The sequence below is a fragment of the Bombilactobacillus bombi genome, assembly GCF_013607485.1.
GTDB lineage: Bacteria > Bacillota > Bacilli > Lactobacillales > Lactobacillaceae > Bombilactobacillus > Bombilactobacillus bombi_A.
On the sequence record NZ_SCHP01000064.1, the window covers coordinates 1 to 5365 of the forward strand.

Here is a 5365-nt window from a genome sequence, read left to right on the forward strand (position 1 = left end):
CATCAGTAATTTTATCCAAAAAATAGCGATCATGAGAAACGGCCACCATTGTACCTTCAAAATCTAATAAATAATCTTCTAAAATAGTCATCGTTTCAATATCCAAATTATTAGTAGGTTCATCTAGCAGGAGCACATTAGGTCTTCTAATTAAAATTGCCAATAAGTATAAGCGCCTTTTTTCGCCCCCAGAAAGATCACGAATAAAAGCTCCTTGCTGCTGCGGTGAAAATAGAAAACGCTCTAGTAACTGTGAAGCCGATAGTTGGCCACCTGCTGAACTTTCTACATTTTGGCCGAGATTCTCTAAATAAGTAATCACACGCACATTAGGATCCATTGCCTCTACATGTTGAGTATAATAGCCAATTTTAACTGTTTGCCCAACCTCTAGTTGCCCGGAACTTAATTTTTGGCGTTGGGCTAAAATATTCAAAAATGTAGTTTTCCCAGCACCGTTAGCTCCAATAATGCCTAAGTGTTCACCCGAATTGATGCGTAAATTTAAATTTTTCAATAGAGTCTGCGAACCAAAATTTAAAACGGCATTTTGGACATTAAAAACATCCTTGCCTAATCGTTGCTGCTTAATATCAATTGTTAATTGATCTGATTTTAAATCGGACTGCTGTCGTACTTGTTGACTTAATTGTTTGAAACGTTCAACTCGGGCAACTTGTTTGGTTCCCCGGGCTTGTACGCCGGCTCTCATCCATTTTAATTCGTGGCGATATAAATTACGTTGATGGCGTCTAGTAGCAGCCCAGGTAGCCTCATTTTGGGCTTTTTGAGATACATAAGCTTCATAATTACCCGCATATTCAGTAATTTTTTGCTGATCAATTTCCAAAATGCGATTAGCAACCGAATTTAAAAAATAGCGATCATGCGTTACAAAGATTACTGCACCTTGATAATTATTCAAAAAAGTTTCCAGCCAACTAATTGCTGTTTCATCTAAGTGATTAGTTGGTTCATCTAAAATTAACAAATCGGCGGTAGATACTAAAACTTGTGCCAAAGCTACACGACGTTGTTGACCACCAGACAATTGTGCCATAGTCTGATTAAATTTAGTAATACCTAATTTTGTCAAAATAGTTTCTACGGTAGACTGAAATTCCCAGCCATCAATTTGATCCATTTGTTCTTGAGCCTGGAAAAAGCGCTTTGCTATTTGTTGGTCATTAGGATTACGCGAATATTGATTTAAAACTTGTTCATAATTACGCACTGTTACATATAAAGGCTCTTCTCCCTGCAAAATAGCTTCCAATACAGTTAAATCACCAGCAAATTGCGGGGTTTGACGTAAATAGCTAATTTGGTAATCGTGAGGATGCTCAATTGTTTTATTTTTTAAGAGACTTTTATCTACCAAACTATTTAGTAAGGTAGTCTTACCCACACCATTGAGACCCACCAAACCTATACGATCAGGGGTAGTAATTTTAAAAGAAACATCTGTATATAAAGTTCGTGCTCCTACAGTCTGATTTAAATGATTAATACTTAATGTTTTCATGTGTACTCAATCTTCTCTTAATATTTTTGTTTTAAAAATTGGATAATAGCTGGTGCAGTATTGTCTAAATTTCCCGCCACAATAGCTTTTTGGACTTGCTGCAAGTCAGCACCAATTTGCGGTCCTGGATTAATTTTTAAAGCCGCCATAATTTGCTGGCCGTCAATCGCTAATTGGTGAGCAGATTTTAAGGGTAAAGATTTATATTGTTGAAGCATACTTTGACTTCTATATATTTGTTGGACTATCTTCAAAACTTCAGCAGCAATTTGAACTGCTTGACTGCCAGCTTGGTATAGACACCAGTTATCACCATTATAAGTAGCAAGCAGTTCAACCGACCTTTGCGCTAGTTTTGCCGGTCGATTAGCAACTTTCCAGGACTTTAAAAATTTTTTAAATTCCACTTTATCAAGCTTTCCAATATAGCCTAGTAAACTCCACACTGCAGCTTCAGATTCGATTTTACCCATGTTATAACGTAATAAATCTTCCAAGTTATAATCTTTTAAGCTAGGGCAATATTGATATAAATGTGTATAGTATAACGACTGTAAACCAGCTTGACGGTTAGTTCCTTGCATTAGTTTAAGAAATTCTTCGCGAATGCGTTCAATCGCAATATGCTGTAATAAGCTAGCATTATTCTTAATTCCCTTAAGAGTTTGCTCTTCAATTTTAAAATTAAGCTGAGCTTGAAAGCGTACTGCCCGTAACATCCTTAAAGCATCTTCATGAAAACGCTCATTAGCGTAACCGACTGCGCGAATTTGACAGTTCTTTAAATCTGCTAATCCCGAAAATAAGTCGATAACTTCGCCATTAGCATTCATTGCTAAGGCATTAATTGTAAAATCACGCCGCTGTAAATCTTCTTGTAAAGAACGTACAAATTTAACCACATCGGGACGTCGAAAATCTTGATAGCCTGATTCTGTTCTAAAAGTCGTTATTTCATAAGTATGATCACCATAAATCACTGTGACGGTTCCATGTTTGATACCTGTATCGATTGTTTTAGAAAAAACTTGCTTAATTTCTTGAGGATAAGCACTAGTTGCTAAATCAACATCATGCAAAGCTCGACTTAAAAGTGTATCACGTACGCATCCACCTACAAAATATGCTTCAAAACCAGCTTGATTAAGCTGACGTAAAACCGGTAAGGCCTTCATTAATGGTTGGGGTAATTTAGTTATTTTCACTGTTATCACCTAGTTGCTGCTGTAATTCAATCATTTGTTCATCATCTGGTACTAATTGTAAATAGTTGTCAACGGCAGTTTTTAATAATTGCGGCTGTTCTAATTGCTGTAAGATATTAATTAAATCTTTTAAATAAGTGGCATTTTGCCGATATTGTTGATAAACACTTAACATTTCTTTTAAAGCAATATTTTCTTCACCTAAAGCTGCCTGAGAACGTGCATAATTCCAATGCCACCGCGGTTCATCAATTAGGTCATCTTGATATTGTTCAAGCAAGGTTAAATTATCTTGATATTGTTGCTGCTGTAAATAGAGATCACTTAAAGCAATAATCAAATCATTATTTTCCGCCACTTGCTGAATACCTTTCTGCAAGAGCTTTTGCGCCTTTTGATAATCACCCAAACGCATTGCAGCCTGACTGCCTCCATGGTATAAATCAGCATTGAAGGGGTCATAACCTAAGCCAATTTGAGCCTGCTTTAAAGCTGTTTGATAGTCACGCTGCTGATTAGCGGCTTTAACAGCTAATTTATAACCAGCAGAATAATCAGGATTAGAAGTTAATAAATTATCTAAGATTTTTTGAGCAGCAGAATAGTGCTTTAATTCAATCTCTAAGGCCGCAAAATTAGCCTGACTATCAGCATTTAAAGATAGTAGAGGCAATTTTTTATATTCAGCAACAGCTTTTTCATAGTCGCCTTCACCAGCATAGGCTGCTGCTACCCGTTGAATTAAGGAAATACCTGAAAAATCCTTATGCCCTTGTTCAATTAACTTTTCATAAAAAATTACTGCTTGACTAAACTTGTTTTCAGTAAAATATAATTCTGCTAAGGCAAACTGAATTACGGGCTCCTTCGTATTTAATTTTAATGCTTCTTGTAATTTTTGCTCACTGACCTCATATAAACCAATAGTTTGATATAAGTCTGCGCCAACTAATAATGATGATAAATATGCATTAGAATTTGATTTTACCTGTGCTAGTAAAGAAGTCGCCCGATCAATTTCATCATTCGAAATTAAAATCTCTGCTAGGTTAACTTTTAATATATCTTCTTGGGGATAATCTTTTAATAGTTTTTCATAAATTAATAAGGCTTGATCACTTATTCCTAAAGCAGCTAAATTTTCTGCTAAATCAAATAGTGTGTCTGCATCATCTGTTTTTAAGGCGCTTTGAACTAATTTTTGAGCTTGGTTGATATCACCACTGCTAAATGCATCTAAAGCTTGATTTGAAAATGACATATTTGAAGCTCCCTTTTGGTTTAAATTTACCTTAACATATTTTTTACTTTCCGACACATTTTGTGCCATATTCTGTTTACCTGCATTAAATCTTCAAATAGTTCTAAGAAATGGAATAAAAAAATGGAAACAACGTAATTAGTTGTTTCCATTCAGATAAATAAATCTTTTAAAAAAATTATTTAACTGCATCCTTCAATGTTTTACCTGGTTTAAATGCCGGTACCTTACTTGCAGGGATGGTAATCTCTGCATTAGTTTGAGGATTACGGCCCTTGCGAGCAGCACGATGACGCACTTCAAAGTTACCAAAGCCAATTAATTGAACTTTTTCACCTTTAACTAAGTCTTCTTGAATAGTACTAAACACAGCATCAACAGCAGCAGTAGAATCCTTCTTAGTTAAGCCGGTTTTTTCTGCAACGCTTTGAATTAATTCTGCTTTATTTGCCAATAAATTCACCTCCGCGGAGTAACAAAAATTAATTCACTACTCAAATTACTAATGACGACTACCACACCATCATCCTTTTCCAAATTATCATAAGATTAGCAGTAGGGCAAGGATTATCACTATTTTTTTAAATCTTTTTGCTAATTCTTAAGAAAATCCTTATTTGCGCTTTCGAGCGATAATTCGAATCGGAGTTCCTGTAAAATCAAAGGTTGTTCTAAGTTGATTAATGATAAAACGTTCATAAGAGAAATGAAACAAGTCTGTATCATTTACAAATACCACAAAAGTCGGTGGAGTAGTAGCAACTTGAGTAAGATAATATAAACGTAATCGCTTATTTTTCACAGTCGGTGCTGGAGCTATAGCGGTGGCTTTTAATAACAAGTCATTTAATAAAGCTGACTGAATACGGCGATTTTGATTGATATTAATATTATTCACTAAAGCAACAATTTGTTCCAAACGCTGGTGTTTTAAGGCCGAAACAAAGACAATTGGCGCATAACTTAAATACCGAAATTCATTGTGAATATAATCAACAAATTCTTGCATAGTTCTTTGATCTTTATGGGCAACTGCATCCCATTTGTTTACAGCAATAATGACTCCGCGTCCCGCTTCATGGGCCAAACCAGCAACACGCTTATCTTGTTCACGAATCCCCTGTTCGCCATCCAAAACCACCACAACAACATCGCTGCGATCAATTGAACGCATTGCTCGCATAACAGAATATTTTTCAGTATTTTCATAGACTTTACCGCGTTTACGTATTCCTGCAGTATCAATCATTGTATAAATTTTTTGAGTGTCTTGATCTATAAATTGGGTATCAATAGAATCTCTTGTGGTTCCTTCCATTTGAGAGACAATTACGCGTTTTTCGCCTAAAATTGCATTAACCAATGATGATTTTC

The 5365-nt window shown here is 35.5% G+C and carries 5 protein-coding genes; all 5 read right to left on the minus strand.

The genetic code is table 11. The annotated features are described in order from the left end of the window. A partial coding sequence (locus EQ827_RS07670) for an ABC-F family ATP-binding cassette domain-containing protein (protein ID WP_181190413.1) occupies window positions 1-1525 on the minus strand: 1525 nt, incomplete at its 3' end. A gap of 17 nt (window positions 1526-1542) precedes the next feature. After that, window positions 1543-2730 carry a CCA tRNA nucleotidyltransferase gene (locus EQ827_RS07675; protein ID WP_181190414.1) on the minus strand — a complete coding sequence of 396 codons (1188 nt, stop codon included), beginning with the start codon at window positions 2728-2730 and terminating at the stop codon, window positions 1543-1545. Next, window positions 2717-3991 (minus strand): tetratricopeptide repeat protein, encoded by a 1275-nt coding sequence (locus tag EQ827_RS07680; protein WP_181190415.1) that lies wholly within the window; start codon window positions 3989-3991, stop codon window positions 2717-2719. Before EQ827_RS07680 ends, EQ827_RS07675 begins: the two co-directional genes overlap by 14 nt. A 178-nt stretch (window positions 3992-4169) precedes the next feature. Continuing rightward, window positions 4170-4445, minus strand: coding sequence for an HU family DNA-binding protein (locus tag EQ827_RS07685; RefSeq protein WP_174790319.1), 276 nt, complete (start codon window positions 4443-4445; stop codon window positions 4170-4172). Between the two features lie 159 nt (window positions 4446-4604). Further along, a partial coding sequence (locus EQ827_RS07690) for a ribosome biogenesis GTPase Der (RefSeq protein ID WP_181190416.1) occupies window positions 4605-5365 on the minus strand: 761 nt, incomplete at its 5' end.

Coding starts and splice junctions, on each gene's coding strand:
- EQ827_RS07680 (WP_181190415.1), bottom strand. CDS start 3,991: ATGTCATTTTCAAATCAAGCTTTAGATGCATTTAGCAGTGGTGATATC.